Source organism: Streptomyces sp. NPDC104106, assembly GCF_055584345.1.
On the sequence record NZ_JBVJMF010000007.1, the window covers coordinates 135,697 to 161,270 of the forward strand.

At 71.9% G+C, this 25,574-nt stretch carries 20 protein-coding genes and 2 tRNA genes; 12 read left to right on the forward strand and 10 right to left on the reverse strand.

The annotated features are described in order from the left end of the window. Positions 1–9 precede the first annotated feature (9 nt). The 6 genes from ACZ60X_RS18585 to ACZ60X_RS18610 all read left to right on the forward strand — a co-directional run bounded on the left by ACZ60X_RS18585 (position 10) and on the right by ACZ60X_RS18610 (position 7,237). On the forward strand, positions 10–2,139 hold the full coding sequence (locus ACZ60X_RS18585; RefSeq protein ID WP_469599499.1) for an FtsK/SpoIIIE domain-containing protein: 2,130 nt from the start codon (positions 10–12) through the stop codon (positions 2,137–2,139). A gap of 205 nt (positions 2,140–2,344) precedes the next feature. Continuing rightward, entirely contained in the window at positions 2,345–2,836 is a 492-nt protein-coding gene (locus tag ACZ60X_RS18590) for a hypothetical protein (RefSeq protein WP_469599501.1), read from the forward strand. Between the two features lie 85 nt (positions 2,837–2,921). Next, positions 2,922–3,797: a bifunctional DNA primase/polymerase gene (locus ACZ60X_RS18595; RefSeq protein WP_469599503.1), complete on the forward strand. Its 876-nt coding sequence runs from the start codon at positions 2,922–2,924 to the stop codon at positions 3,795–3,797. A gap of 2 nt (positions 3,798–3,799) precedes the next feature. Further along, the gene (locus tag ACZ60X_RS18600) at positions 3,800–5,275 is read left to right on the forward strand and encodes an ATP-binding protein (protein WP_469599505.1); all 1,476 of its coding nucleotides are present in this window, start codon (positions 3,800–3,802) and stop codon (positions 5,273–5,275) included. Positions 5,276–5,750: 475 nt separating this feature from the next. Beyond that, positions 5,751–5,954: a helix-turn-helix domain-containing protein gene (locus ACZ60X_RS18605; RefSeq protein ID WP_469599507.1), complete on the forward strand. Its 204-nt coding sequence runs from the start codon at positions 5,751–5,753 to the stop codon at positions 5,952–5,954. Then, positions 5,954–7,237: a tyrosine-type recombinase/integrase gene (locus tag ACZ60X_RS18610; protein ID WP_469599509.1), complete on the forward strand. Its 1,284-nt coding sequence runs from the start codon at positions 5,954–5,956 to the stop codon at positions 7,235–7,237. The genes ACZ60X_RS18605 and ACZ60X_RS18610 overlap by 1 nt, the downstream gene beginning before the upstream one ends. Before the next feature lie 80 nt (positions 7,238–7,317). Here the strand turns inward: ACZ60X_RS18610 and ACZ60X_RS18615 are convergent. Both ACZ60X_RS18615 and ACZ60X_RS18620 read right to left on the reverse strand, forming a co-directional pair. Beyond that, a tRNA-Arg gene (locus ACZ60X_RS18615) sits at positions 7,318–7,390 on the reverse strand. Positions 7,391–7,589: 199 nt separating this feature from the next. Continuing rightward, positions 7,590–7,680: transfer RNA gene (locus ACZ60X_RS18620), tRNA-Ser, on the reverse strand. A gap of 181 nt (positions 7,681–7,861) precedes the next feature. Between ACZ60X_RS18620 and ACZ60X_RS18625 the strand changes: the two genes are divergently transcribed. Together ACZ60X_RS18625 and ACZ60X_RS18630 are read left to right on the forward strand one after the other, a co-directional pair. Continuing rightward, on the forward strand, positions 7,862–8,362 hold the full coding sequence (locus ACZ60X_RS18625) for an SSI family serine proteinase inhibitor (protein WP_469599511.1): 501 nt from the start codon (positions 7,862–7,864) through the stop codon (positions 8,360–8,362). 325 nt (positions 8,363–8,687) lie between these two features. Beyond that, positions 8,688–13,076, forward strand: a complete 4,389-nt coding sequence (locus tag ACZ60X_RS18630) for a PAS domain-containing protein (RefSeq protein WP_469599513.1) — start codon at positions 8,688–8,690, stop codon at positions 13,074–13,076. A 24-nt stretch (positions 13,077–13,100) separates the two neighbouring features. Here ACZ60X_RS18630 and ACZ60X_RS18635 read toward each other — a convergent pair whose 3' ends face one another. Beyond that, complete coding sequence (locus ACZ60X_RS18635) at positions 13,101–13,685, reverse strand: TetR/AcrR family transcriptional regulator (RefSeq protein ID WP_469599515.1); 585 nt, start codon at positions 13,683–13,685, stop codon at positions 13,101–13,103. Positions 13,686–13,846: 161 nt separating this feature from the next. Here ACZ60X_RS18635 and ACZ60X_RS18640 point away from each other — a divergent pair, with 161 nt between their 5' ends. Continuing rightward, entirely contained in the window at positions 13,847–15,094 is a 1,248-nt protein-coding gene (locus tag ACZ60X_RS18640; RefSeq protein ID WP_469599517.1) for an MFS transporter, read from the forward strand. Positions 15,095–15,346: 252 nt separating this feature from the next. On the opposite strand, the gene ACZ60X_RS18645 is transcribed toward ACZ60X_RS18640, so the two are convergent. The 6 genes from ACZ60X_RS18645 to ACZ60X_RS18670 form a co-directional block, all read right to left on the reverse strand. After that, positions 15,347–17,002 carry a long-chain fatty acid--CoA ligase gene (locus ACZ60X_RS18645; RefSeq protein WP_469599519.1) on the reverse strand — a complete coding sequence of 552 codons (1,656 nt, stop codon included), beginning with the start codon at positions 17,000–17,002 and terminating at the stop codon, positions 15,347–15,349. A 142-nt stretch (positions 17,003–17,144) separates the two neighbouring features. Further along, entirely contained in the window at positions 17,145–17,738 is a 594-nt protein-coding gene (locus ACZ60X_RS18650; RefSeq protein WP_469599521.1) for a SigE family RNA polymerase sigma factor, read from the reverse strand. A gap of 247 nt (positions 17,739–17,985) precedes the next feature. Next, on the reverse strand, positions 17,986–19,152 hold the full coding sequence (locus tag ACZ60X_RS18655) for a lipid-transfer protein (RefSeq protein WP_469599523.1): 1,167 nt from the start codon (positions 19,150–19,152) through the stop codon (positions 17,986–17,988). Continuing rightward, positions 19,149–19,628 carry a MaoC/PaaZ C-terminal domain-containing protein gene (locus tag ACZ60X_RS18660; protein ID WP_469599525.1) on the reverse strand — a complete coding sequence of 160 codons (480 nt, stop codon included), beginning with the start codon at positions 19,626–19,628 and terminating at the stop codon, positions 19,149–19,151. The genes ACZ60X_RS18655 and ACZ60X_RS18660 overlap by 4 nt, the downstream gene beginning before the upstream one ends. Then, positions 19,618–20,592, reverse strand: a complete 975-nt coding sequence (locus ACZ60X_RS18665; RefSeq protein WP_469599527.1) for a bifunctional MaoC family dehydratase N-terminal/OB-fold nucleic acid binding domain-containing protein — start codon at positions 20,590–20,592, stop codon at positions 19,618–19,620. The genes ACZ60X_RS18660 and ACZ60X_RS18665 overlap by 11 nt, the downstream gene beginning before the upstream one ends. A 182-nt stretch (positions 20,593–20,774) precedes the next feature. Then, positions 20,775–21,086, reverse strand: coding sequence for a hypothetical protein (locus ACZ60X_RS18670; RefSeq protein WP_469599529.1), 312 nt, complete (start codon positions 21,084–21,086; stop codon positions 20,775–20,777). Between the two features lie 358 nt (positions 21,087–21,444). On the opposite strand from ACZ60X_RS18670, the gene ACZ60X_RS18675 reads away from it, so the two are divergent. Further along, a complete protein-coding gene (locus ACZ60X_RS18675; protein WP_469599531.1) occupies positions 21,445–22,326 on the forward strand; it encodes a bifunctional DNA primase/polymerase in 882 nt (293 codons plus the stop codon). A gap of 55 nt (positions 22,327–22,381) precedes the next feature. Here the strand turns inward: ACZ60X_RS18675 and ACZ60X_RS18680 are convergent, their stop codons facing one another. After that, positions 22,382–23,251 carry an SCO4651 family lipoprotein gene (locus tag ACZ60X_RS18680; RefSeq protein WP_469599533.1) on the reverse strand — a complete coding sequence of 290 codons (870 nt, stop codon included), beginning with the start codon at positions 23,249–23,251 and terminating at the stop codon, positions 22,382–22,384. Between the two features lie 516 nt (positions 23,252–23,767). On the opposite strand from ACZ60X_RS18680, the gene ACZ60X_RS18685 reads away from it, so the two are divergent. Further along, a complete protein-coding gene (locus tag ACZ60X_RS18685) occupies positions 23,768–24,388 on the forward strand; it encodes a hypothetical protein (protein ID WP_469599535.1) in 621 nt (206 codons plus the stop codon). A gap of 651 nt (positions 24,389–25,039) precedes the next feature. After that, positions 25,040–25,168: a hypothetical protein gene (locus ACZ60X_RS18690; RefSeq protein ID WP_469599537.1), complete on the forward strand. Its 129-nt coding sequence runs from the start codon at positions 25,040–25,042 to the stop codon at positions 25,166–25,168. The last annotated feature ends 406 nt before the right edge of the window (positions 25,169–25,574 follow it).

The following is a 25,574-nucleotide window of genomic DNA, read 5'->3' on the forward strand; positions in this document are numbered from 1 at the left end:
CATGCCAGCATGACCGAGAACGTCGTCCACCTGCACAAGAACACCGACCCGATCTCCGATGAGGCGAGCGTGACCACGCTGACCGTGGTCCCCGACCCCGCACCGCCGGCACCCGTGCCGTTGTGGGTCCGCTCCGGCCGCGCCATCAAGGGCTTCGTCACTCACGAGACCACCAAGGCCACCGGCCGCGCCCTCGCCCGGCACACCCTCTACGTCGCCGGCGGCGCCCGGATCGCGGCCCGGCGTACCTGGGACGGCCGCACCGCCGCCCGCTACGAGCGGATGCTCCGCGCGGCCGAAGCCGCGGGCAACCACGAGGCGGCTGCCGAGTGGGAAGAGCGCGGGCAGCGCTACCGCGAGGCCCGCCACCGCCGCCGCATGGACCTGCTGCACTCGCCCCTGGACGCGGCCAAGGGCGCGGCCGTCAGCGCCGGTATGGGCATCGGCGGCCTGGTCCTGCTCGGGATCGCCATGGCGATCGCCACGAAGGACCCCACGGAGGTCGTCACGCCGCTGATGGCGGTCATCAAGTTCATCAACCTGATGGTCACCATCGTGCGCGTGGTGTGGGGACCGGCGCTCACGCTCGGCCCGTTCCTCGCGCTGCTCGCGCTGTGGTCGGTCGGCGCCCACCAGCACGCCGCACCCCAGTGGGCCCTTCCCGACCGCGTCCGCAACGGTGAAGGGGAGCCGATCACCCCGTCCATCGTGGTCAAGGCCCTGCGCGACCTCGGCGTCCCCGCGCTGCGCAAGGTCATCACAGAGATGGGCGACGCCGGCGCCTCGATGCTGTCCCCGATCACCATCGCCGGGTGCGGGGTCGAGGTCGACGTCACCCTGCCCTCAGGGGTGGCGACGAACGAGGTTCAACAGCGACGCCGGAAGCTGGCGGAGAACCTGTCCCGGCATGAGCACGAGGTGTTCATCACGATCCCCGAGGCAGCCCGCACGGTCCGCCTGTGGATCGCCGATTCCGGTGCGCTGGACGAGCCGATCGGCCCGTCCCCACTGGTCACCGACGAGACCATGACGGCGAACTACAAGACCGGCAAGGCCCCGTGGGGACAGGACCTGCGCGGGGATGCGGCCGAACTGAGCGTGTACCAGCGCCACATGCTCATCACCGGCCGCTCGAACCAGGGCAAGACCGCATCCCTGCGCGCGGTCGCCCTGTGGCTGGCCCTGGACCGGTCGGTGAAGTTCTGGGTCGCCGACCTCAAGGGCGTCGGGGACTGGCGCATGTTCTACGGCATCGCGGACGTCCTGATCGAGGGCCCGTCCGATGACCACGTGATCCAGGCGACCGAGATGGTTGAGGACGCTGTCGCGGAGATGAACCGGCGGATCGAGGTGCGCCGCACCGACCCGAACGCCGTCTTCCCGCCCCTGATCGTCCTTGTGGACGAGGCACAGAAGGCGTTCATGTGCCCGGCCGTGGACGAGAACAGGCGGCCCTACGGCGGCAGGAAGGCAACGTCCCGGTACTTCATGGCCGTCCGCGAGATTCACAACCAGGGCCGCGCCGTGGACGTGCTGATGTGGCAGGGCACCCAGGACCCCACCGACGAGAACCTTCCCAAGCTGGTCCGCGAGGGCGCCCACACCCGCGCCTCCCTCGTACTGGGCACCGAATCCCAGTCGAAGATGGCGCTCGGGGACAAGGCGGTCGAGGACGGGGCCGCCCCCCACATGCTGCGCCAGGGACTGGACAAGGGAACCCTGGTGGTGACGACCGACGGCATGACCATGCCGAAGGGACAGTCGTTCATCACGGTCCGGACCCATTTCATCGACGACGAGCCGGCCGAGGCCATCGCCGAGCGCGCCCGTGCGCTGCGGACCGGCGTGACCACCCTGCGCGCCGTCGAGCGGGACGACGCCGAGCGTGACCCGCTCGCCGACATCGCGGCCGTTCTCGGCGACGCGGACCGCACGCTCACGCGGGACATCCTCAAGCGGCTCGACGCCCTGAACCACGATGCCTACGGCGACTGGACGTTCGGCGACCTCAAGGAGGTGCTGGAGGCGGCCGGCGTCGAGGCGTACAAGTCGCACGGCCTGATGAACGTCCGCCGCGACGACGTCCTCCGCGCCCTCGCCGAACGCGACGACGAGGGTTCCGCTTCCGCCGCCGGATGACGGGGAGGCGCACCCGCCCGGCGCGGGGAGGCGGGGAGAACTCCCCAACCGCCTCCCCCACCCCGCCTCCCCCACGCTGATCAGCGAAAACATCATTTCGGGGAGACGGGGAGGCGCCCAGCTCACACCCCCGAAAACCCCCTCCACACGGCACCCCCAAAGGGGTGCCGCCGCCTCCCCGACGACGCATCGGAAGGGATTCCGCATGACCTCCGACACCACCCCCGCAACCGCCCCAGTGGCCGCCGCGATGAGCGAGGACGAGGCCGCCGTCGAGGCCCGCCGGATCATCACCGAGGCCTACCGGCCCGCGCCCGTGGTGCCCACCGCGCACCGCGACACCACCCCGCTGCCCGCCTACGGCCCCACCCCGCCCGTCGCCCAGCCCGGCCGGCCCCCGATGAGCCAGGGCGCCACCGACGCCAGCGTCCTGATGCTGTCCGGCGGCGCCGCCGTCTCCATGACCGGCCTCACCGCCGCCGTCGTCATGTACGCCTCCCAGACCGCCAACCCCCTGGTGTGCGCGATCGTCTTCGGCGCCCCCACCACCTTCCTCCTCGCCCTCGCCAAGCTCGCCAAGCGCGCCAAGCCCGCCCCGGACACCCACCACCACTACACCGGCCCCGTCTACCAGGACCAGCGCAACGTCCACACCACCACGCGCGGCGTGTGGGCCAAAACCAACAACCACCAGTAGCAACGCCAAGGGTGGCCCCCGTCTCGCCAAAGTCCGGGGCCGCCCTTGTTCCACCCATCCAACTGAACAGTGGAGGTCACCCAGCATGACCCATCCGACCGACATCGGGCGAGTGCTCGCCCCGACCAGCCACCTGCGCATCGCGCTGGACCTCGCGAAGGCGGGCGTGCCGGTACTGCCCCTGCGGGCGGGGAAGGTGCCGTTCGGCAACTGCCCGGCATGCGTCAAGAACGCGTGCGGCGGCCGACCGAACATGAAGACTCCGGGCCCCTGCGCCTGCCCGGCGCCCTGCCACGCCTGGGCCGCCGCCACCACCGACCCCGACGTCATCAACTCGGCCCGGTGGGCGCTGGCGTGGCGCGAGGCTGCAGCCGTTGCCTACCACCCCGGCGGCGCTGGCCTCACCGTCGTGGACCTCGACAACCCGGCCGCCGTCGCCTGGGCACGCGAGGCCCTGCCACCCACCCAGACCGTAGCCACCACGCGCGGAGAACACTGGATCTACCGGGGCACCATGCAGTCCGCCAACGGCGTACGCGACGGCGTCGACATCAAGTCCACGATGGCCTACGCCCGCTGGCGAGGCCCCGGCACCGGCACCATCACGGCGCTGCCGGGAGTCGTGCGCGCGCTGGCCGTGAAGGAACCCGCCGTGGTCCGGCCGGCGCTGCATTCCATCGCTGTGCCCGTCCAGGCCGGGGGCGGGGAGTGCCGTCATCGGACGCCCGCCTACCTGGAACGTGGGATCGCCATGGCCGAGCAGCGCATCACCGAGGCCCGCAGCGCGATCCACACCACCGTGTACCGCACGTTCCTCGCGGTGCTGTCCGCCCACGGCCGGTGCGGCTGCCTCACTGGCGCCCATGTCGCGCGGTTGTTCACCGCTGCGCAGGCCAAGGGCGAATCCCTGCGGCACTGCACCGACGCGTGGACCAACGCCCGCACCCGGTTGGGACTGTGACCATGGCCGACGACGAGAAGAACCCCGCCCGCGAGGTCATCGCCGACTACGCGCAGGCGCACTTCCGGTACTTCCGCACCGCCGACGGCACCGTGTACGCGCAGAAGAACGGCCACCCCGTCGCCCGCCCGATGCGCTCCCAGGGAACCTCGGGCAGCCACCGCCAGGAACTCATGGTCGGCATGTTCAAGGACGGCATCGGCGTGTTCAACGGAACCGCGCTCAAGGAAGCGTTGGACTTGATCGAAGCACTGGCGATGACGGAGGACGTGCAGCCCGTCCACATCCGCGTCGCTCCCGGATTCGACGGCGCAACCTGGCTGGACCTGGGCCGCGACGACGGCAAGTCCGTCCGTATCCACCCCACCGGCTGGGACATCACCGTCCCCGACCCGCGCGAGGTCTGCTGGCGACGCACCCAGCTCACCGGCGAACTCCCCCTGCCGGCCAAGGACACCGACGGCAAGGGCATCGATCTGCTGCTGCGGTTGTGCAACTTCGCCAACGCCGAGACCGAGTGCCTGGCCATCGCCTGGCTGATCGGCTGTCTCGGGCCGTCCGTGCCCGTCCCCGCGCCGTTCCTCACCGGCCCGCAGGGCGCCGGCAAGTCCACCGGCGGGCGGATGCTCGTCAGGGTCATCGAGGGCATGAGCGGCGACCTGCGCCGCGCCCCCAAGGACGAGGAGAACCTGACTGCGGCCGTGGCCGCCGGATGGGTCACCGCCCTGGACAACCTCTCCCACATGAGCCCGGACCTGTCCGACGCCATGTGCTGCATTGTCACCGGCGCCGAGAACGTCAAGCGCGCCCTGTTCACCGACGGGGACGTGTTCCGTGTCGGCTACCGCCGCCCCCTGCTGCTGACCGGTATCGACGTCGGAGTCATCCGACCCGACCTCGCCGAACGGCTCCTGCCGCTCCGTCTGGAGCGGCCCCGCGTCCGGCGCACCGAGGCGGAACTGTGGGCGGAGTACGAACAGGTGCTGCCCGTCGTCCTCGGGTCCCTGCTCGATCTCACGGTCAGGGTCCGTGCAGCTGAGGCGGAGACCCCTACCGACCTGCGGATGGCGGACTTCGCCCACCTGTGCGCGCAGCTCGACGCGGCGACCGGTCTCGGAGCGCTCACCGCCTACCGGGCCAGCCTGGACGACCTCAACGACGACGTGATCGAGGGCGATCTCCTCGCCCAGACCGTTCTCAGGCACGCCGACGGCATCGAGCCGGGCGCGGCGCAACGGATGACCTCCACCGAGTGGCTGCACTGCCTCAGCCGCCTCTACAGCGGCGAGGAACTGCGGGCACTGCCCAAGGGCTGGCCGACCACGGGAAAGGTCCTCTCCGACCGTCTCAAGCGTCTCCAGCCGACCCTGGCCGCCCGCGGCGTCCTCATCGACACGGGCCGCACCAGCGAGGGCCGCTACCTCGAAATGACCCGCACCGCCGCCCGCGCCCTACACCAGCACAAACCGATGTTCTGACCGCGCTCGCACGCTCGGCCCGGACAAGCAAGAAGAGCACCAGGCGGCAGAGGGGTGCTCCTCTTGCTGTTCGGCGGAACGCCGCCCAAAGGTCGCGCCGCGCAGCGGCTCCTTCTTCACGCTCTGAGGCGCACCGAACTACAACAGCCACCCCCTCTTTTGTCCTAAGAGGGAAAACGCTGCGTCATCTGCGTCATGGAGGCCGAAAAACTGCCCCTGACCTGCGGCTTACGGCATGACGCAGACGGCGGGCCCTGCGTCATCCTGCGTCATCTGCGTCATGCGATGACGCAGCCCATGACGCACCGATGACGCAGCCCCGAACCGCTGCGTCACGCAAAACAGCAGGTCAGAGGCCCGAATGACGCTGATGACGCAATGACGCAGAAATCCGCACCTCGGACAGCCACGGGCTCCCGAGGTCCGTAGAACCAACCCCCTTCGCAGGCCCCACCCCCAAACCGGAGGTAGCCGCGTGCTCACGCTCGTCCCCGACGACGAAGTCCCCACCGCTTGGACCGTCCCGGAGGTCATGACCCACCTGCGCATGAGCCGCAGCAAGGTCTACGACCTCATCCGCTCCCGCCGGCTCCCCTCCTACACGGAAGGCCGAAGCCGACGCATCCCCGTAGCAGCCGTCCGTCAGTACATGAACGACCGTATGGAGGAAGCCGCGTAATGGCCAAGCGTCGCGCCAACGGCGAAGGAACGATCACCAAGCGGGCAGACGGCCGTTACCAGGCGGCTGCCTACGTCTACCGCCCTGACGGGACCCGCACCCGGAAGTTCGTCTACGGCAAGACCCGCACGGAAGTAGCCGAGAAGCTCACCCAGTTGCAGGAGAAGACCCGTCAGGGCATTCCGGCCGCCGAGTCCACCATGGCCTTCGGCGACTACCTCACCTACTGGCTCGCCACCATCGCGCCGCAGCGGCTCAAGCCGTCCACGCTGAACAGCTACGAGGGGCTTACCCGCCTGTACATCCGACCCGCTCTCGGCAAGAAGCGGCTGAACCGGTTGTCGCCGGCGGACGTGCGCCGGTTCCTGGCGGAGTTCAAGGACTCCTGCCTGTGCTGCCTGCGGGGCGCGGACGCGGAGCGCCCGGAGGGCAAGCGCTCGTGCTGCGCCGTGGGCCGCTGCTGTGAACGTCGCCCCTCCGCCCGGACCGTTCAGTACATCCATGCCGTCCTCCGGTCCTCGCTTCAGCAGGCGATCCGAGAGGAGCTGATCGCGCGGAACGTCGCACGGATCGTGGAGACCCCGACCGTCACCCGCAAGGAGGTGCATCCGCTCGACGCCGCCGAGGCTCGCCTCATGCTCAAAACCGCCCGCTCCCACCGCCTCTACGCCCTGTGGCTGCTGCTCGTATCCACGGGCCTGCGGCGTGGCGAAGCGCTCGCCCTCACCTGGGCAGACGTCGACCTCACGAACGGACAGCTGCGCGTCCGCCGGAACGTACAGCGCATCCGACGTGAGCTGATCTTCGGCAGCCCCAAGACCATGCGCTCCATCCGCACGGTGTCTCTGCCGAAGCACTGCATGCGGGCACTCGCGCAGCACCGGGCCCAGCAGGAGCGGGAACGCAAGGTCGCCGGGAAGAAGTGGCAACCCGCGCCGAGCCAGCCGGACGGTCTGATCTTCACCACGACGACCGGCCGCGTCACGGACCCCCGCAGCCTGAACCGGATGCTCACCATCCTGTGTCGGGACGCTGGCGTACGACGGGTGCGAGTGCACGATCTCCGGCACACGTGCGCCTCACTCCTGCTCGCCCAGGGCGTGGACGCTCGCACGATCATGGAAACCCTCGGGCACAGCACGATCACGATGACGCTCGACACCTACGCGCATGTGATGAGCACGACGCTCAAGGCCGCCGCCGATCGGATGGACGACGCTCTGGGACTGGATGATCCGGGCGAAGGATCAGGGGGCGAGCAAGAGTCGGCCACCGAGGAGTGATCGGCACTTCTGGTCGCGTTGATGTCAGTGGTTGATGTCAAAGGCCCCCTGGGATCATCCCAGGGGGCCTTTGACCTGTGTGCACTCGGCAGGATTCGAACCTGCAACCTTCTGATCCGTAGTCAGATGCTCTATCCGTTAAGCTACGAGTGCTTGTTCTTTTGTTCTCGTCTCCGTTTCGGTCCTTTCGGCCCGTCCCGGCGACAGGAAGAACATTACATGACTGCCGCCGTCATGTGAAATCCGATCCCCAAACCCACTCTGACCTGCGGAAACGCCGTCAGGGGGGCGTGCGCAGGTGCCTGGGAACGCCGAAGCCCCGGTCCAGTGGACCGGGGCTTCGGGATCAGGGCGGAGGCGGAGGGATTTGAACCCTCGATGGGCTTTAAGGCCCAAACCGCATTAGCAGTGCGGCGCCATAGACCGGACTAGGCGACGCCTCCAGCACAACCGCTCACGCGAGCGCGCGAGTGGTGCGTGCAGATGATGACACAGCCGAGTGCCCTGTCACCAATCGGCCTCCACGGTACTAGGCACTCGGCCGGCAAAGCAAAGGGCTTCCGCCAGGTAGGGCGCGGCGTCCGGGGTGCGCAACGTCTGGTGGGCGGCGGCGTTGGGCAGGGCATGGTCTTTCTCTCCCCGCGGCGGGCGGCGCGTCTCCTCGGTACGCCCGCTCTCGCCGCCGTGTCCGCCGTGTCCGCCCTGGCGTCCCTCGCCGCCGTACCCGCCGTCGCGGCGCCCGCCGCGCCGCCGCCCGCCCGGCCCGAGGACGGGGCCGGGGACCGTCTGACCGTCGTCGTGGAGCACGCCGGGTCCGGGAAGGACGGGAGGTACGAGCTGTTCTGTCATCCGGACGGTGGAAACCATCCGGACCCGGCCGGGGCCTGCCGGGCGCTGGACGGGCGGACGCAGTGGGGGCGGGGCACCTTCGCCCCGGTGCCGCCCGGCTCCACCTGCACCATGCTCTACGGCGGCCCGGCCACCGCCCATGTCACCGGAAGGTGGGCCGGCCGGCCGGTCGACGCCGACTACAACCGAAGCAACGGGTGCGAGATCGGGCGGTGGGACCGGCTGGTGCCGCTGCTCCCCGCCCCGGGACCGGCCGCCCCGGGACCGGCCGCCTGACCGCGCCCCTGGCACCGCGCCCCTGGCCGGTCATCGGGCCAGTCACCCGACCGGGGGCGCAGGCGGGGGCGACGGGGCGCGTCGCCCCCGTATCACCCGGGCCGTAAAGGTCCCGCGAAGGTCTTGCGGAGCCGGGGGCGGGGCAGGAGCCGAGGTCAGGGGGTCGGTCACGGGTTCGGTGTCACTTCCCCGTGGGACCTCCCTCTCATCCGGCGTCCCGAGCGCAACGCGTGCGCATAGACTCCCTCGCGTGACACGTCGCGGGCCGGTTGGCAAGATGGCCCGGGCGGTCGGCAAGGTGCGGTAACAGGGAGGAAGGCGTCTCGTGAGCAGCAGGCCATCCCGAGGCGCTGCTCGCCTCGCAGCCATACTCGACGCTCTGCCGGACGCGTTGGTCCTGGTCAACGCCAACGGAACCGTCGTCAACGCCAACACCATCGCGCTCGAGGCATTCGAGGCGCCGGGTACGGCTCTCGTGGGGCGCGGGCTGCTCGATCTGCTGCCCGAGTTCGACTCGCGGCTGATCCCCGGCTCGATGCGGCGGCCCGACCACATGGACCCCCGGGGCCGGACGAAGCCGACCCGGATGATCGCGCGGCGGACCGACGGGTCCTCGTTCCCCGTCGAGGTGACGAGCGCGAACCTGGAGAACGGGCAGCAGGCGTACGACGGTTACGGCTACACGGGCGACGAGCTGCTGATGATCGTCGTACGGGACCTGTCCGGGACCGTGGACACCGAGGCGGAGCTGGCCCGTTCACAGCGGCAGACCGAGATGATCCTGCGGGCCGCGGCCGAGGGTGTCGTCGGCACCGACACCGACGGACGGATCGTGCTCGTCAATCCGGCCGCCGCGCAGATACTGGGCTACCGGGCCGGCGAGCTGGGCGGCAAGGAACTGCACGCCCTCGTGCTGCACTCGCGCGCCGACGGCTCGCCCTTCCCCTACGAGGAGTCCCCGCTCGCCGACACCCTGCGCTCCGGGCGCAAGCACCGGGTGCGCGGGCAGGTGCTGTGGTCCAAGGGCGACCAGCAGGTCTCCGTCGACCTCACGACCGCGCCGGTGCGCGACGGGGACCAGCTCGTCGGCGCGGTGATGACCTTCACCGACCGGCGGCCGTACGAGGCTCTCGCCGAGGAGAAGGCCGCGCAGGAGAAGGCGCACGCCGAGGAGCTGGAGAAGCTCTCCGAGGAGCACGCCTCCGACCTGACCGCGCTGCGTCAGCAGCACGTCACCGAGGTCGAGGAGCTGCGCGAGAAGCACGCCGAGGATGTGACGGCGGCCGAGGAGCGGTACGCGGCGCTCGCCGAGCGGGAGAAGGACCGGTACGAGGCGCTCGCCGGGCGGCACGAGCAATTGCTGACCCTGCTCGGGCAGTCGCTGCGCGGGCCGCTGGACGAACTGCGGCGCGAGCTGGCGGCCCTGGCCGCCGACGACGCCGGGCAGCTGTGGCCCGAGGCCAACCAGGTGCTGCACCACCTGTCCGCCGGGTACTCGCGGATCACGACGCTCATCGACAACGTCCTCGGCTACCAGCGGCTGGACGCGGGCAGCGACGACATCACCCGTACGAAGGTGATGCTGGACGCCGTCGTCGCCGCCGGTGTGGACGGTGCCGTCGAGCTGATCGGGCCGGGGCGGGTGCAGTTCGCCGTGCACGCGCCGCCCATCGAGGCCGAGGTCGACCCGCGGCGGCTCGCGACCGCGCTCGCGCACCTCGTGGCGGACGTGGCCGGCGTCGACGCCACCGGCAACACACCCGCCGCCGTGGGCGGTTATCTGGACAACACGGTCGTGGTCGCGGCGGCGCAGCGCGGCGAGGTCGTACGCATCGAGGTGCGCGGGCCGTACGCCGGGGGAGACCCGGTGCACGAGCCGATCGTGCGCGGGATCGTGCGGGCCCACGGCGGGGTGCTCCAGACGCACGAGGTGCCGGGCATGAGCGGCAGCGCGTACGTGCTGGAGGTGCCGATCGGCGGGGGAGCCGGGGCCGTGACCGCCGCCTCGGCACCGGCGGCCGACGCCGCACCGGCCGTGGCCGACGCGCCGGCCGGGACCGGCGCGGTGGCCCTGGACGAGAGTGGTGCGGCCGACGGGCAGACGGTCGGCGGGGGCGGCCGGCGACGGGCCCGGCGGGCCTCCACGGACGCCTTCCTGGAGAGTGACGTACCCGGCGCGGGCGAGACCGGTGAGGCGGACGCGCCCGCGCCGACCGGGCGGCGCCGCCGGCGTGCCGCCGCACCCGTCGAGGAGAGCACCGACGCCGTGGACCCGGCCGAGGGCGGACCGTCCGCGGCATCCGGCGGGACCGGGCGACGCCGTGGCCGGCCCGCCGACAGCGGTGCCGGGGACGGCGCGGGCGTGAGCGAGGGCGCCGTGGTCACCGCCGCCGAGCACGCCGCCGGTGCGGCCGCCGCCGGTGCGGGACTCGGCGCGGCCGTGCCGCCGCAGGGCGTTCCGGCCCGCCCCGAGGCCGCGGCGGCGGCCCAGGCCGCGCTGCCCCCGGCCCGGCCCTCGGCCCTGGCCGTGGGGAGCGGCACGCCGCAGGCGGTCCAGGGGGCGCAGGACGCTTCCGATACGGAGGGCGCCTCGGGCGAGGGCGGCCAGCCGACCGGGCGGCGCCGGCGGGCGCTGGCCGCCGCGGCCGAGCGCGCCCAGGCACAGGAGGCGGCCGGTCCGCGTACGGTCTTCGCCCTGCCGCCGGCCGAGGCCGACCGCGCACCGCAGCCCGTCGCCCCGCCGCCGGCGCAGGGACACCCGCAGGTGTCCGCGCAGCTCCCGGCGCCCGTCGAGGGCGCGCCCGGAACCACGGGCGGCGGCACGGGCGCGCGTGTGCCCGGTGACGCCGGCCGGCATGACGCCGTACCGCTCGACCAGTCCGAGGACCACACCCCGCCGCAGCCGCATCCCACCAGCGCGCCGACCGGACGGCGCCGCCGCGCCGTGGCCGCACCGCCGGTGCAGGCGGCGGAGGGCGCGGAGGGCGCACCCTCGCCTGTGGCCGGTCCCGGGCAGGTGATTCCCCCTCAGGGGGTTCCGGTCGCTCCCGCGCAGCCCGGCCAGAAGCCCGCGGGCCCGCCGACTGCCGCTCCGGGCACCCCCGTTCACGGCGCGGTCCCGGCGCGGGGTACGGCCGGCCAGCGCATCCCGGTCCAGTCCACCGGCCCCGCGCAGGCCGGTCCGGTACAGGCGGGTCCGGCGCAGGCCGGTCCCGCGCAGGTCCCGGGTCAGCCGGTCGTTCCGGGTCAGGTGGGGGCCGCGCCCGGGCAGCCGCTGCCCGCCCAGCAGGCGGCCCAGACGCAGGCCCAGGCCCCGACTCCGCCCGGCGGCACCCCGGCCGCGCAACCGCTGCCCGCCCAGGCCGCACCGGCCCCCCAGCAGCCCCGGCAGCCCCAGGCCGCTGTGGCCGCGCCCGGTGTGACCGTGCCGCAGCAGTGGCCCGGTGCCGACGACACCTCCGGTGCGGGCACCCCCGTGGCGCCCGCGCCCGCCGTGCCGCCGGCTCCGCGGGCCGCGCAGCCGTTGCCCGTCGAGGGTGCCGCGGCCGACCCGAGCTCCACGCAGGGGCGGGCGATCAGCGTCCGTACGCTCGGGCAGGGCGTGCCGTTCGCCCGGCAGGCCGCGCAGGTGCAGCAGCCGACGCAGACGCAGACCCCGCCGCCGCACGCGCCCGGCGGTTCCGGCCGCCGGCGCAAGCTGGGCACGCCCCCCGACCCGGCCACCCGCCCGGAGCCGCAGCCTGAGCAGGCGGCCCGGCCGCATCCGGCGGCCGAGGCGGCGCCCGCGCAGCCGGCCGTACCGCAGCCGTCGCTCGGCGGGCAGACCCGGCCCGCGCCGGGCACCGAGGGCGCCGGACGCTCGTACGCCATAGGCGCACCGGACGCGGACGCCGCCGAGGGCCCCGAGCCGCTGGACGGTCCCGGCGGTGCCGTGGAGGTCGCGGACCCGCCGCGGCCGCAGCCGCTGGACGACGAGCTGCCCCCGGAGCCGCTGGACAACCCGCGCCGGCTGCTGGTGTGGCCCGCGCCGGACGTGACGACCCAGCAGGCGCTGAGCGACCGCGGCTACCGGCCGGTGATCGTGCACTCCCGTGAGGAGGTCGACGCGCAGATCGCGGCGTTCCCGGCCGCGCTGTTCGTGGATCCGCTGACGGGGCCCATCACGCGTACGGCCCTGCAGTCGCTGCGCCAGGCCGCCGTGGCCGCCGAGGTGCCGGTGCTGGTCACGGCCGGGCTGGGGCAGGCGACGCGCGAGGCGGCGTACGGCGCCGACCCCGCCGTACTGCTGAAGGCGCTCGCGCCGCGCGACAGCGAGCAGCACCCGCCGCGCGTGCTGCTGATCGAGGAGCACGCGGAGATCGCGCTGGCGCTGACCGCGACGCTGGAGCGGCGCGGCATGCAGGTGGCGCGGGCAGCGAGCGACGGCGACGCGGTGACACTGGCGGGGCAGTTCCGGCCGAACCTCGTGGTGATGGACCTGATGCAGGTGCAGCGCAGGCAGGCCGGGGCCGGGTTCGCCGGGATCATCGACTGGCTGCGGGTGAACGGCCGGCTCAACCACACCCCGCTGGTCGTCTACACCGCCGCCGTCGACCAGGCCGACCTGCCCCGGCTGGCCTCGGGCGAGACCGTGCTGTTCCTCGCGGAGCGGTCCACCAGCGGCGAGGTGCAGACCCGGATCGTGGATCTGCTGGCGCGGATCGGCACCAACTGACCCACCGGACCCACCGGAGGAACGTCAGCAGGCGACGATCCTGCGGGTCGCCTCTTTGATGGAGGCCCGCAGGCGGTCCCGGTCGGTGCTCTCGGTGCCCGTGACGATGCGCCGCATCTGGGGGACCACGGCCATCCAGTTGACCACCGCGGTGATCAGGAGCAGCAGGTCACCGGGCGGGATCGCGTCGGTGATCACGCCGCGGGCCTGGCCGTCGGCGAGAGCGGCGACCTTGACGGCGTAGTGCTCCTGGCGGACCGGTTCGTCGGGCAGTTCCGCGCTGCCGTACTCGAGGCCCTCCCAGAACAGCAGGCGGAGGAACTCCGGGTGGGCGGCGTGGTAGTCGAGCAGGCGGTCGACCCAGCCGTCGACGTCGTCCGGGTCGACCGGGACGGCGGCCGCGAGGTCGGTCATGGACCGGCCGAGGACATGGCTGAACAGCTCCGACTTGTTGCCGTAATAGGCGTAGATCAGCTGCTTGTTGGCCTTGGCCTCGGCAGCGATGCGGTCGATGCGGGCGCCCGCGATGCCGTGCCGCGCGAACTCGGCCACGGCGGCGCCGAAGATGCGGGCCTTGGTGGCCTCTGGATCCCTCACTGCTGGTGCCATGGGGACAGGGTAGGCCGGAGTGTCCGATCAGGTAACCAACTATTTGGTTGACGGAAGGGCCGGGGGCGGGGCACGCTGTTGGGGTCAGACAACCAACCAGTTGGTTACCAGAGCCAGCGACCGGCCCAGGCTTCGCCGGGCTTCGAGGAGTGCCACCGCTCATGCCGCCAGTGACCAGCACCGACCCCGCCCGGCAGGTCCGGGCCGACCGGATCCCCGCGACCGCCGTTCCGGGGCCGTCCCCCGTCCGCTCCGGCGGTGGGCTGTTCCTGCTGCTCATCGCCGTCTGCACCGCCGTCACGGCCGCCAACATCTATCTCGCGGCCCCACTGCTCCCCCTGATCGCCCACGGCTTCGGCACGGTCCCCTCGGCCGTGACCTGGCTCGCCTCGGTCGCCCAGTTCGGGTACGCCGCCGGGCTGCTCTTCTTCGCCCCGCTCGGCGACCGCGTCAACCGGCGCCCGCTCGTCGCCGCCCTGTCCGTGGCCACCGCGCTGGCCCTGGTCGGCGCGGCCGTGTCGCCCGGCACCACGGCCCTCGCCGTCGCCGTGTTCGCGGCCGCCGCCGCGACCGTCGTACCGCAGCTGCTGGTCCCGCTGGTCGCCGAGCGCGCCCCCGCGGACCGGCGCGCCCGCCATGTCGCCGCCGTCGTCGCCGGTCTGTTCACCGGGATCGTCGCCGCCCGCGTCGTGGGCGCTCTGGCCGGGCAGGCCTTCGGCTGGCGCTGGGTCTTCGCCGGGTCCGCCGTGCTCACCCTCGCGCTCGGCCTCGCCACCGCGCTGGCCCTGCCCACGGAGCGGCGCGCGCGGCGGGGCGGACTGTTCGCCGGGATGGCCGAGATACCGGGGCTGCTGCGCCGCTCGCCGGAGCTGTGGCGGGCGTGCGTGCGGCAGGCGGGGATGTTCGGCGCGTGGAGCGCGCTGTGGACCTCGCTCGCGCTGCTGCTGACCGGCCCCGCCTACGGCCTGTCGACGGCGACCGCCGGACTCTTCGGCCTCTTCGGACTGGCCTCCAGCGCGGTGGCCCCGCTGGCCGGCGGTCTGGTGGACCGGTTCGGCGCCGCGCGGGTCGTGGGCACCGCGTATCTGCTGGCGGTCGTGTCCGTACCGCTCTTCTGGCTCGGCGGGCACGTGCTCGTGGCGCTGTTCGCCGCCGCGGTCGCCATCCACGCCGCGCTGGTCGCCTCGCACGTCGCCAACCAGACCCTCGCCCTGACCACCACCGCCAGCCCGGCCGCCGCCAACACGGCCTACGTCGTCTCCGGCTTCGCCGGCGGCGCCCTCGCCTCGGCCGCCGCGGGCCCCGCCTTCGGCCACTGGGGCTGGGCCGGGGTGTGCGCGGTGGCGGCGGTGTGGCTGGTGCTGGGCTGGACCGCGACGGCGGCACGCCGCCCGGCGAGGCGCCGCTGACAGCGACCGACACGAAGACCCGGGGGTACCGAGACGCTGACCGAGACCGGCACGAAGACCGAGGGCGCGGGGCCGCCGACGACAACCGGCGGGGCCCCACACCAGGCCACGCACCAGACACGCCCAACCACGCAGCCCGACCCACACCGGACGGCAGAGCCGGACACGATCCGGATGGCGCGAAGCCGGGCACGGACCGCACGGCACCGCCGGGCACCAGCAGGGCGGCGCGGCGGAACCCGGCGTGTGCGGTCAGAGGCGGGTGACGTCCAGTTCGCCGTCCGCGTACCGCCGGCGCAGTACCTTCTTGTCGAACTTGCCCACGCTCGTCTTCGGCACCGCCGCGACGATCGTCCAGCGCTCGGGGAGCTGCCACCTGGCGATGCGGCCCTCCTCGGCGAGGAAGGTGCGCAGGGCCGTGAAGTCGGCGCTCGCGCCCTCCCTCAGGACGACCGTGGCCAGCGGGCGCTCGCCCCACTTCTCGTCGGGTACGGCGACCACGGCCGCCTCGGCGACGTCCGGGTGGGACATCAGGGCGTTCTCCAGCTCCACCGAGGAGATCCACTCGCCGCCGGACTTGATGACGTCCTTGGCGCGATCGGTGAGGGTGAGGAAGCCGTCGGGGGAGATGGTGCCGACGTCACCGGTCTTCAGCCAGCCGTCCTCGCTGAACTTGTCGGCGGGGCGCAGCGGTTCGGCGTCCGGGCCGTTGTAGTAGGCGCCCGCGATCCACGGGCCGCGCACCTCCAGCTCGCCCGCCGACTCCCCGTCCCAGGGCAGGCGTGCGCCGCCGGGGCCGGTGAGCCGGGCCTCGACGCCGGCCGGGAAGCGGCCCTGGGTGAGGCGGTAGGCGAACTCCTCCTCGGTACCGATCACATGGGCCGGCGGCCGGGAGACCGTGCCGAGCGGGGACGTCTCGGTCATGCCCCAGGCGTGGCAGACCCGCATGCCGAGCTTGTCGAAGGCCGCCATGAGGGAGGGCGGGCAGGCCGCGCCGCCGATGGTGACCTGGGTGAGCGAGGAGACGTCCCTCGGGTGCGCGGCCAGCTCGGCGAGCAGGCCCTGCCAGATGGTGGGCACGGCGGCCGCGTGCGTCGGCCGCTCCCGCTCGATCATCTCGGCGAGCGGCCCCGGCTGGAGGAAGCGGTCCGGCATCAGCATGTTCACACCGGTCATGAAGCCGGCGTGCGGCAGGCCCCAGGAGTTGACGTGGAACTGGGGGACCACCACCAGGGAGGTGTCCTGGTCGGTCAGGCCCATCGACTGGGTCATGTTGACCTGCATGGAGTGCAGGTAGATCGAACGGTGGCTGTAGACCACGCCCTTGGGGTCGCCGGTCGTTCCCGAGGTGTAGCACATGGCGGCGGCCTGGCGTTCGTCCAGCTCCGGCCAGTCGAAGGTGGTCGGCCGGTCCGCGATCAGCTCCTCGTACTCGTGCACCCGCGCGGTGGCACCGGCGAGCGGGGAGCGGTCGCCCGGTCCGCAGACCACGATGTGCTCGACCGTCGGCAGCTCGGACAGCAGCGGCGCGAGCAGCGGGACGAGCGAGCCGTTGACGATGATCACCTTGTCGGCGGCGTGGTTGACGATCCACGCCAGCTGCTCCGCGGGCAGCCGCAGGTTGAGCGTGTGCAGCACCGCGCCCATCGAGGGCACGGCGAAGTACGCCTCGACGTGCTCGGCGTTGTTCCACATCAGGGTCGCGACCCGGTCGTCGCCCCGGACGCCGAGTTCGTCCCTCAGGGCGTTCGCCAGCTGTACGGCGCGTGTCCCGGCCTCGGCGAACGTGCGCCGCTGTGGCTCGCCCTCCCCGGTCCACGTGGTGATCAGGGACCGCCCGTGCACCAGTGTCCCGTGCACGAGGAGGCGGGTGACGGTCAGCGGTACGTCCTGCATGGTGCTCAGCACGGCGGTCCTCCCGGGGCGGCGTTGCCCTGCGCGGCAGTAAGGGCTGCGCAGATTCTGCGCACATACCGCGCGGTATGTCACTAGGGGGTACGTCACCAAGCCGACGGGAACTCGACAGCACCTCGGCGGAACAGGGCGATGCCTAGCGGACGAGCCCCAGCTCGGGGTCCTCGCGGAGTTTGCCGAGCGCTCGGGACACCGCCGACTTCACCGTGCCCACCGAGACCCCGAGCACCTCGGCGGTCTGCACCTCGCTGAGGTCCTCGTAGTACCGCAGGACGACCATCGCCCGCTGCCGCGCCGGCAGTCTGGTGATCGCCCGCCACATGGCGTCGTGCAGCGCCTGCCGCTCGGCCGGATCGTCGTCGCCGGGCACCGGCTCGGGCTCGGGCAGTTCGTCGCAGGAGAACTCGTCCACCCTGCGCTTGCGCCACTGCGAGGTCCGGGTGTTCAGCAGGGCCCGGCGCACGTAGCCGTCCAGCGCCCGCTGGTCCTCGATCCGGTCCCAGGCCACGTACGTCTTGGCGAGCGCGGTCTGCAGCAGGTCCTCGGCGTCGCTCGGGTTCGCGGTGAGCGAGCGCGCGGTGCGCAGCAGGACCGGCTGGCGGGCCCTGACGTACGACGCGAACGACGGGTACGCGGGCGCCGCGCCGCCCGTGCGGACGCGGCCGTGGGCAGGGGTCTGTCCCGCTGGTGCGGCGGCGGCCGAGGCGCTGGTGCAGACGGGTGTGGTCATGGCTCCACGCTAGGAGCGGGACGCGCCCCGGCGGATCGCCCGCAGGTCCCGAAGCGGAGTCCCCCTCAGGTTGTAGGGGCGGGGCAGGCTCCACCTCCTGAAGGTGGAGTACGGGTACGCCCCGTCTGCGGGTCCGACCCTGAGCCGGGTCGGGGACGGTGCCGGTAACGGCCCCGCGACCGGCTGCCGTCGCTCCCCTGGAACCGCCGGCTCCCCCCTCACCCCGCCGGTCCCCGTCCCCTCACCCTCACTCGTCCGCCGTGAGCACCAGCCCCGATGTCGGGACCCCCGTGCCGGCCGTGACCAGGGCCCGGGACGCGCCCGGTATCTGGTTCACGGCCGTGCCCCGCAGCTGGCGCACCGCTTCCGCGATGCCGTTCATGCCGTGCAGGTAGGCCTCCCCCAGCTGGCCCCCGTGCGTGTTCAGCGGCAGCCGCTCCTCGGCCACGAAACCGGGCGCCTCCCCTCTCCCGCAGAAGCCGAACTCCTCCAGCTGCATCAGCACGAACGGCGTGAAGTGGTCGTACAGGATCCCCACGTCGATGTCGGCCGGGCCGAGGCCGCTCGTGCGCCACAGCCGGCGGGCCACCACGCCCATCTCCGGCAGGCCGGTCAGATCGTCCCGGTAGAAGCTGGTCATCTGCTCCTGCGCCCGCCCGGCGCCCTGCGCGGCCGCCGTGATCACGGCCGGAGGATGCCGCAGGTCACGGGCCCGCTCCACCGAGGTGACGACGATCGCCTGCCCGCCGTCGGTCTCCTGGCAGCAGTCCAGCAGCCGGAGCGGCTCCACGATCCAGCGGGAGGCGGCATGCTCGGCCAGGGTGAGCGGACGGCCGTGGAAGTACGCCGCCGGGTTGGTCGCCGCGTACCTGCGGTCGACCACGGCCACGTGCCCGAACACCTCCGGCGTCAGCCCGTACGCGTGCAGGTACCGCTGGGCCGCCATCGCCACCCAGGAGGCCGGTGTGAGCAGCCCGAACGGCAGCACCCAGCCGAGCGCCACGCCCTCCGCCGACGGCTCCCGGTGCTGCACGCCCGCGCCGAACCTGCGGCCGGAGCGCTCGTTGAAGGCGCGGTAGCAGACCACCACCTCGGCCACCCCCGCCGCCACCGCGAGCGCTGCCTGCAGGACGGTCGCGCAGGCCGCGCCGCCGCCGTAGTGGACCCGGGAGAAGAAGGACAGCTCGCCCATCCCGCAGGCCTGGGCCACGGTGATCTCCGGGTTCGTGTCCATCGTGAACGTCACCATCCCGTCCACGTCGGCCGGCGCCAGCCCCGCGTCGTCCAGCGCGGCGCGCACCGCCTCCACCGCCAGCCGCAGCTCACTGCGCCCCGAGTCCTTGGAGAACTCGGTGGCCCCGATCCCGGCGACGGCCGCGCGGCCGCCCAGCGAATCCCGCGTCCGTGCGCTCACGAGGCGCCTCCGCCGGGAAGGGGGACCGGCTCCGTACCGGACTCCGTACCGGGAAGGGGGACGGGCCCCGTGCCGGGGACGGTGACCGTCACCGTGCCGGTCACATGCCGGCCGATGCGGTTGACGCCGACGACCCGCACGGTCGCCGTGTCGCCGGCGACCTCCTCGACCGTCCCCGTCAGCACCATCGTGTCGCCGGGGTGGTTGGGCGCCCCGAGCCGGATGGCGACCCGGCGGAGCACCGCCGTCGGCCCGAAGTGGTCCGTGATGTACCGGCCGACCAGGCCGTTCGTCGTCAGGATGTTCATGAAGATGTCCGGCGAACCCTTCCGCCGGGCCAGCTCCGCGTCGTGGTGCACGTCCTGGTAGTCCCGGGACGCGATCGCCCCCGCCACGATCAGCGTGCGTGTGACGGGGATCTCCAGCGGTGGCAGCTCGGCCCCCACCCGCGGTCCGGCCGCGACCTCACCGGCCATGCGCGCTCAACTCCCCCGGTTCCCCGGGCACTTCCTGCCGGGCCCGGAAGACCGGCAGGACCAGCGCGCCCTCACCGCCTCCGGCGTCCTCGTACGTGCGGAACTCCACCCGGACCGGCAGCCCGATGCGCACCTTGTCGTACGGCACCCCGACCACGTTGCCCACCATCCGCACGCCCTCGGCGAGTTCGACCAGGCCGACCGCGTACGGAGGGTCGAAGGCCGGGAAGGGCGGGTGGTGCATCACCACGTACGAGTAGACCGCGCCCTCGCCGCTCGCCTCGACCGTGTCCCACTGGGGGCAGCCGCAGGCGCTGCAGCCCGGCAGCCAGGGGTGCCGCAGGGTGCCGCAGCCCGTGCAGCGCTGGATCAGCAGCCGGTGCCGCTCCACGCCCTGCCAGAAGCCGGCGTTGTCCCGGTTCACCACCGGGCGGGGCCGCCGGGGGCGCGTGACGGGCGTTCTCGGGGGCGCGGGGGCGTACTTGAGGATGCGGAAGCGGTGCGTGCCCACCAGCTCACCGGCGACCCGGACGTCCATGCGGGTCGTCACGAAGTACCCCGTGCCGAGCTTCGTGGTCTTGCGGCCGGAGACGGACTCGATCACCGCGTCGAAGGAGACCTCGTCGCCCGGGCGCAGCGGCCGCAGGTACTCCTGCTCGCAGTCGGTGGCCACGACCGACGTACAGCCCGACTCGTCGAGCAGGGCGAGCAGTTCGTCGTAGGCGCCCGTACGGCTCTCGTGTCCGGACAGGCCGCCCATCGTCCAGGCCTGGAGCATCGTGGGCGGGGCGATGGCGTCCGGGCCTCGATAGGCCGGGTTGGTGTCGCCCATGGCCTCGCACCAGTGCCGGATCATCGCCGCGTTCACCGGGTCCTTGCCGGTCCCCGTGGCGGCGGCCGGCCGCCCCTCGTACGCCGTGAGCCGCGCCCCCAGCGCGTCGGCCTGCGCGCTCCTCGCCGTCATCGCCGCCCCTCCCCGACCTCGCCACCCGAACGGTTCCTGACTGTCCGTCAGATGCGGGGAGGTGTCAAGGCCGGGCCCGGGAGAACGCCGGCGCGGCGGCACCGAAGTACCGCCGCGCGACGTGTCATGACCCCGAAGCACACCCCACGAGACCCCTCACCGGGAGGGACCTCGCCCCCGGCTCACCAGAGGCGGGTGAAGTGGACGGCGGTGTTCTCGTTGCCCTGCTGGACGTTCGTGAAGGCCGAGCCATTGACCTGAGCGGTGTTGCTCTGGTTCGAGGCGCCGGCGCCGACCGCGTTCTGCTGGGTGGTGGCCGAGTTGCCGAAGTTGTCGTGGCCTGCACCGCTGCCGACGACACTCGCCACACCGGCGCTCGATCCGTTCCCCGCGATCGCGCCGTTGTCCGCGGCGGCCACCCCGGTGAACAGGGCGGCGGCGAGTGGAAGAGCGGCCACGGCGGTGACGACACGGGCGGTACGGATGCTTGCCATTTCTTGTTCCTCCAGAAAGCGACCCGAGGGCCGGAAGTAACTGAACTACAGCTGATGTCAGGGCAGTTGGCCGACCGCCTCGACTTCATGGACGACGTCGCGAAGCAAGAGCTGCCCACCGGTCCCCGACGAACCACACCGGAAGCCGTGATTACCACGCAACCGTGATGAAAAGTCGATAAACCTTCTCCGTCACCATTCGCCACTTTCCGCCCAAGACGCGCGTCCCGGCATTTTCACCCTTCAAGCGACACAAGGAACGAATCGTTTCGCCATACCCCCGCCCCCACCGTCGGCCATCCCGGCGCACCCCACGCACCCCCTTCCCTTTTTCGAACGTACGTACGAACATGAAGCCATGGCCCCCACCGAACGGCAGGCCACCACCCTGGCCCTCGCACACGCGCTGTCGGCCGCCGAACGCGGCCTGGCCGTCATCCCCCTGTCCCGGACGAAGCTCCCCGCCCTGCGCTCCCCCCACCGCGACGACCCCGCCCCGGCCGGACCGCGCTGCCACGGCGCGTGCGGCCGCCTCGGACACGGCGTGTACGACGCCTCCACCGACCCCGTCCACATCCGCGCGATGTTCGCCGCCGCTCCCCGGGCCACCGGCTACGGCATCGCCTGCGGACTGCCGCCGTACCACCTGATCGGCATCGACCTGGACACCAAGGGCGGCACGGACGCCTCGGCCGCCCTGCGCGAACTGGCCCTGCGGCACCTGTTCACCATCCCGGAGACGGTCGTCGTCCGCACCCCGAGCGGCGGCCGCCACCTGTGGCTCACCGGCCCGCCCGACGTCGTCGTACCGAACTCGGCGGGGCGCCTCGCCCCCGGCATCGACATCCGGGGCGCCGGCGGCTACCTGGTGGGGCCGGGCTCACGCACCGACCACGGGGTCTACACCACCGCGCCGGGCACCGGACACCTCGCCCCCGCCCCCTGCCCGCCCTCCCTCCTGCGCCTGCTGCTGCCCCCGCCGCGCACCGCGCACCCGCCCCCGCGGGCGTCCGGGGACCACGGCGACCACGGCCGGGGCCTGATCCAGTTCGTGCTCGGCGCGCACGAGGGCCAGCGCAACACCCGCCTGTTCTGGGCGGCCTGCCGCGCCTACGAGAACGGCCTCGGACCCGGCCTCGCCGACCCCCTGACCGAGGCGGCCCTCCACACCGGCCTCACCGAAGCCGAGGCCCGCGCGACCATCGCCTCGGCGGCGCGGATGACCGGCCACCGGCCGTGACGGCAAGAAGGGGCGCCCCCGATCCGGGGCACCCCTTCTTCTGAGAACTCCCGGTTCAGGCCCCGCCGGTCCGGCCGCCGCCCGTCACCGAGTGGAGAGTGAAGGTGTCCGAGGGATCGGGGACGGACAGGTCGACCGTGACGCCGTAGTGGGAGAAGCAGGTGACCGAGGTCATCTCGCCGGTGTCCATCTGCATCCGCTCCTGCGTCTCCACCGGCAGGTTCTCGCTGTTGACCCAGAGATCGATCCGGTCGTCCGAGGCACCCGATGCCGCGAGCCGCTTCTTGAGGAACTTCACGTCCTCGGGCGTCAGACCCTGCCTGCTCGCGATCAGCTTGGCCACGTCCAGCGTGCCCGCGTAGTGGGTGGCGCTCACCCCGCGCACCGTCTCCCGGCCGACCTTGCGCAGATCCCCGCTGGAGATCAACATCCGTACGGCCAGGGCGGGGTTCGCCTGCTTCATCTGGTCGGTGCTGGCCTTGCCCGCGGCACCTTGCGCGGCGATAAGGGCGAGCGGCTCCTTGAGCCAGTGCTTGCCGCCCATCCTGCCCACCTTCTGGGCGGGCACCTTCACGTACATGGCGTCGCTGCGGATCTCCATCTGCATCGCCGGGACCGGCGTCGGAGTGGCCGCCTTCACCGACATGGTGACGTTGCCCTGCAGACCGTGGGCCCAGTCGTGGTCTCCGACGAGATGCATCTGGCTCAGAGTGCCCACCGTGACGGTCTGGTCGAGCTTGGCCGAGTGAGCCTTGGCCGTGGCGTCCTCCACCTTGAGCAGGTAGGCGACCGGTGAGACAGCGACCGCTGTCGGCTCGGCGGAGGCGTGTTGGCCCGTCGCAGAGGTGGATTTACCGCCACAGGCGGAGATCGTGCCCAGCGTCGCCGTGGCGGCCGCGACCGCCACGACCGTACGAAATCGCATGCCACGCATGGCACGACCCCCGTTTTCTGTTGTCCGATGCATCGGATGTTCGAATAGTGGGCGGCAGAGTAGCGCATGAAACCGGCCATGCGGCGGCAGGGTTGGACGAACAACGCGACCGAGCGGGACCAGGATGAGACAGGCGCTCCGGCCGGCGCCACTCGCAGGGTGCGCAGCACCGCAGGCCCAGCCCGGCTGACGGTTACAGCTTTCATGTCAAGCAGCGACTCGCCGAGAATTCCAGGCGACCCACAGCCACCGCGGGTGACGAGGCGCCAGAAGATCACCTGCTAGGGCTAACTGCACGCCAACCATGCCGAGTCAAAGCGACTTTGACGCCTCGTCAGCTCTGTCTGTGGGTGGACGTAGAGGGCCTCTGCATACCCGATCAGCCCCATGAAGCCGAGATCCCGATTTGCTCGATATGACAGCAATAGTGGGTGTTAGTACGTTCAATCACGCACCAGCTGCCACAGCGGGCGCTTCTGTCTCAGCCTCAGAAGGAGAACAAGCGACATGTCCATGATCCGTTCCCGCAAGATCTCCACGGCCGTCGCGGCCGTCGCGGCACTGACCGCGACTGGTATCACCTACGCCTCGGCCGCCTCAGCGCCGGTTCCCCAGTCCGCCCCGGCGGCTGTCATGGCGGCACCGCTCGGCGGTTCCAGCACCCCCACCAACAACGAAGGCAAGGGCAACGAAGGCAAGGGCAACGAAGGCAGAGAAGGAAAGGAGCATCACCGCCACTTCGAAGGCAGGATCTTCGTCAACGAGCGCTCATTCTCCGGCCGCCCCGACGGCTGCATCACCGTCGTCAGCGACCTGGGTGCCAGGACCATCAACGTCCGCAACGACAGCCGCAACGTGGTCGAGGTCTTCCGCGGGGCCGTCTGTGACAACGGCGCCCCCATCGCCACCGTCGGCCCCCACAGCTCCGCCAACGGCGTCTGCCCGAGGATCAAGGACGAGCACGAGAACGAGAACTGCGAGGAGCGCGAGCACCACGAGCACGGCGAGCAGGGCAAGCACCACGAGGAGATGGAGGGCGGCGTAAAGGTCAAGAACGGCGTCATCGCCAGCTTCCGCGTCATCAAGCGCCACCACAAGGGCGAGGGCGACGAATTCGGCGAGGACTAAGCCAGCAGCCACCTGATGCGCATGCTGGAGAACGCCGGCCCACCGCAATTGGGCCGGCGCCCTCCGGCCAGGCGCACAATACAGGATCCCGGCCCGCCGTAATCGGGCCGGGGTCCTATTCATTTGCCGCACCTCTGACTGCGTCCTCATCGGACCTCATGACGCCGGGCCCGTACTACCCGGCCACACGTGCCAGACGTGTGCCAGATCGTGCGGGAAAACCACAGGGAGCACCGGGGAGTCAGCTCACTCGCCCGCAGGTATCTGGCCCTTGCACCCCAGGTCAGCCCAGCCGTGAGCCCTACTGACCGTTTCAGAATGCGATGAACGTGGGGAGCGACGTCGCCTTTGTCCAGAAGGGCAGTCATAGGACTTCCTGCCAGACGTCCCCGCCGTCAGCGTAGGGAAGCACCGGGTTGTCGACCGCAGTCAATGAGAAGGTCAGGAAAAGCCATGACGGCGGCATGCCTTCTGACAGGTTGCTTTCGTGGACGCTGACTGTGCATGGCCACGCCGAAGCAGTTCGGGAAGACGGCGTCCGATTCTGTGCTCTGCCTTCTCGACGGTTTTATGCCGCGCTTCCGCAGCGGCGGCGGTACTTGCACGTGTGTCGGGCTTCCGAGCATGAGCGGCGGGGCTAGCGTTGAGGTCATGGCTGTCGACGTCCTCACCGAGATCGTGATCGCCCGTCCCTGTGCGGAGGTCGCCGCCTATGCCGGGGATCCGACCAATGCACCGCACTGGTACGCCAACATCGTCTCGGCAAGCGCCCCGAGCTGAGGGCTCCGGGGCCGTGGTCACACACCGGCTGTCGCGGCTCGCTCTGATCGACGGCATCGGCGGCGTGGCTGGCTGCCATCGGCCCGGGCAGACGTGGGCCCGCCGCACGCCGGTGTAGGCGATCAGCCCGCTGTCGTCTTCGGTGAAAAACAACAGGAACGTCCAGGAGTCATCGGCAGCCCTGACCTGCCCCAGCGAACCGGCCGTTGATGCCGGCCGAGCAGCTCCACAGCGCATTCCGTGACCGATCTCTCTCAAGCTTTCGGCCGCGGTTACCAGTCTTCGGCCATCCGAGGACCTGCGCTCATCGTTTCGGGTGACTATCTGCGACGCCTCCGCCCCTCGCGCATACACCGCGCATGGAATGAGCCCGGTAAAACGATGAGGCCGGCAACGGGTCACCGCC

Excerpts from the sequence above, each read along its gene's own strand:
- ACZ60X_RS18585 (WP_469599499.1), top strand. The coding sequence starts at position 10 with ATGACCGAGAACGTCGTCCACCTGCACAAGAACACCGACCCGATCTCC.
- ACZ60X_RS18590 (WP_469599501.1), top strand. The coding sequence starts at position 2,345 with ATGACCTCCGACACCACCCCCGCAACCGCCCCAGTGGCCGCCGCGATG.
- ACZ60X_RS18595 (WP_469599503.1), top strand. The coding sequence starts at position 2,922 with ATGACCCATCCGACCGACATCGGGCGAGTGCTCGCCCCGACCAGCCAC.
- ACZ60X_RS18600 (WP_469599505.1), top strand. The coding sequence starts at position 3,800 with ATGGCCGACGACGAGAAGAACCCCGCCCGCGAGGTCATCGCCGACTAC.
- ACZ60X_RS18610 (WP_469599509.1), top strand. The coding sequence starts at position 5,954 with ATGGCCAAGCGTCGCGCCAACGGCGAAGGAACGATCACCAAGCGGGCA.
- ACZ60X_RS18625 (WP_469599511.1), top strand. The coding sequence starts at position 7,862 with ATGGTCTTTCTCTCCCCGCGGCGGGCGGCGCGTCTCCTCGGTACGCCC.
- ACZ60X_RS18635 (WP_469599515.1), bottom strand. The coding sequence starts at position 13,685 with ATGGCACCAGCAGTGAGGGATCCAGAGGCCACCAAGGCCCGCATCTTC.
- ACZ60X_RS18640 (WP_469599517.1), top strand. The coding sequence starts at position 13,847 with ATGCCGCCAGTGACCAGCACCGACCCCGCCCGGCAGGTCCGGGCCGAC.
- ACZ60X_RS18650 (WP_469599521.1), bottom strand. The coding sequence starts at position 17,738 with ATGACCACACCCGTCTGCACCAGCGCCTCGGCCGCCGCCGCACCAGCG.
- ACZ60X_RS18660 (WP_469599525.1), bottom strand. The coding sequence starts at position 19,628 with ATGGCCGGTGAGGTCGCGGCCGGACCGCGGGTGGGGGCCGAGCTGCCA.
- ACZ60X_RS18665 (WP_469599527.1), bottom strand. The coding sequence starts at position 20,592 with ATGACGGCGAGGAGCGCGCAGGCCGACGCGCTGGGGGCGCGGCTCACG.
- ACZ60X_RS18670 (WP_469599529.1), bottom strand. The coding sequence starts at position 21,086 with ATGGCAAGCATCCGTACCGCCCGTGTCGTCACCGCCGTGGCCGCTCTT.
- ACZ60X_RS18675 (WP_469599531.1), top strand. The coding sequence starts at position 21,445 with ATGGCCCCCACCGAACGGCAGGCCACCACCCTGGCCCTCGCACACGCG.
- ACZ60X_RS18680 (WP_469599533.1), bottom strand. The coding sequence starts at position 23,251 with ATGCGATTTCGTACGGTCGTGGCGGTCGCGGCCGCCACGGCGACGCTG.
- ACZ60X_RS18685 (WP_469599535.1), top strand. The coding sequence starts at position 23,768 with ATGTCCATGATCCGTTCCCGCAAGATCTCCACGGCCGTCGCGGCCGTC.
- ACZ60X_RS18690 (WP_469599537.1), top strand. The coding sequence starts at position 25,040 with ATGGCTGTCGACGTCCTCACCGAGATCGTGATCGCCCGTCCCTGTGCG.